Annotated in this window: 3 protein-coding genes; all 3 read left to right on the top strand. The window is 42.3% G+C overall.

What is annotated here, in order from left to right; genetic code table 11:
- Window positions 1-231: 231 nt before the first annotated feature.
- The gene (gene rpsL / locus CVD27_RS22420; protein ID WP_085132019.1) at window positions 232-651 is read left to right on the top strand and encodes a 30S ribosomal protein S12; all 420 of its coding nucleotides are present in this window, start codon (window positions 232-234) and stop codon (window positions 649-651) included.
- Window positions 652-686: 35 nt separating this feature from the next.
- The gene (gene rpsG, locus CVD27_RS22415) at window positions 687-1,157 is read left to right on the top strand and encodes a 30S ribosomal protein S7 (protein ID WP_029053281.1); all 471 of its coding nucleotides are present in this window, start codon (window positions 687-689) and stop codon (window positions 1,155-1,157) included.
- A 47-nt stretch (window positions 1,158-1,204) separates the two neighbouring features.
- The coding region (locus CVD27_RS22410) for a GTP-binding protein (RefSeq protein ID WP_142384127.1) at window positions 1,205-1,687 on the top strand (483 nt) is incomplete at its 3' end.

Genomic DNA, 1,687 nt, shown 5'->3' with positions numbered 1-1,687 from the left:
ATACAAAAGGTTGATAGTTGTTGATCGTTAACTTGTTGGAAGGAATATATATTCTTTCGAATTAGTGCAAGGCGTAAAGCAATTCATCATTATAAAATAACAGTAAGCAGAGATCTCTGGAGTTACTGTCACCCGTTTTTGTGTGTGCACGCACAAAAACTTTGTTTTTACTTAAAAATGAACCACCTGGGTGTGTGGTATTATAAAAAGCTTGGAAGGAGGAACAACCTGATGCCTACAATTAATCAATTAGTCCGTAAACCTCGTAAATCGAAAACGGAAAATTCTAAGTCTCCGGCTCTAGGAAAAAGCTATAACAGCTTTAAAAAGTCTATGACAAACGTGAACTCACCACAAAAAAGAGGTGTTTGTACACGTGTTGGTACTATGACTCCTAAGAAGCCAAACTCGGCGCTACGTAAGTATGCTCGTGTTCGTTTAACTAATACATTGGAAGTAAACGCATATATTCCAGGTGAAGGCCACAACTTGCAAGAACACAGTGTGGTACTAATCCGCGGAGGACGCGTAAAAGATTTACCGGGTGTTCGTTACCATATCGTACGTGGGGCACTTGATACAGCTGGAGTTACTGGCCGTATGCAAAGCCGTTCAATGTATGGAGCTAAAAAGCCCAAAGTTAAGAAGTAATACAAAACTAACAATATTGAAAGGAGGAACTAATTATGCCTCGTAAAGGTCCAGTAACAAAACGTGATGTACTACCTGATCCGATTTATAATTCCAAGCTTGTAAGCCGCCTTATCAACAAAATGATGGTAGACGGTAAAAAAGGTACTTCTCAAAAGATTCTTTATGGAGCGTTCGAAATTGTTAAAGAACGTTCTGGACAAGAGCCAATCGAAGTATTCGAAGCAGCTTTAAATAATGTAATGCCAGTTCTTGAAGTGCGCGCTCGCCGTGTAGGTGGAGCTAACTATCAAGTACCGGTTGAAGTACGCCCTGAACGTCGTTCTACTCTAGGCCTTCGTTACCTTGTAAACTATTCACGTACACGTGGAGAGAAAACAATGGAAGAACGTCTAGCGAACGAAATTCTTGATGCATCAAACAACACAGGTGCTTCTGTTAAACGCCGTGAAGAAATGCATAAAATGGCTGAAGCCAACAGAGCATTCGCTCACTATCGCTGGTAAGGTCGGATAAACAACAGCAGTAATCCGAAACGGAAGGAGATTACAAAATGGCTAGAGAGTTCTCACTAGAGAATACTCGTAACATTGGTATCATGGCTCACATTGACGCTGGTAAGACAACGACAACAGAGCGGATCCTTTTTTACACAGGTAAAATCCACAAGATTGGTGAAACGCACGAAGGTGCATCACAAATGGACTGGATGGAGCAAGAGCAAGAACGTGGAATCACGATTACTTCAGCTGCTACAACTGCAGCATGGAAAGGTCACCGCGTAAACATCATCGATACACCGGGGCACGTAGACTTCACAGTTGAAGTTGAACGTTCACTTCGCGTATTGGATGGTGCTGTAGCGGTACTTGATGCACAATCAGGTGTTGAACCACAAACAGAGACAGTTTGGCGTCAAGCGACAAACTACAAAGTACCACGTCTCGTATTCGTAAACAAAATGGATAAGACAGGTGCTGACTTCCTTTATTCAGTCGGAACACTACGTGACCGCCTACAAGCGAATGCACACCCT

The organism is Neobacillus cucumis (genome assembly GCF_002860255.1).
GTDB classification, from domain to species: Bacteria; Bacillota; Bacilli; order Bacillales; family Cytobacillaceae; genus Neobacillus; species Neobacillus cucumis_A.
The sequence above is the reverse complement of the archived record's forward strand: the minus strand, read 5'-3'. Positions and strand labels throughout refer to the sequence as shown.

What these genes read in the sequence shown, in the direction of transcription:
- rpsL (WP_085132019.1), top strand. Translation starts at nt 232, where the DNA reads ATGCCTACAATTAATCAATTAGTCCGTAAACCTCGTAAATCGAAAACG.
- rpsG (WP_029053281.1), top strand. Translation starts at nt 687, where the DNA reads ATGCCTCGTAAAGGTCCAGTAACAAAACGTGATGTACTACCTGATCCG.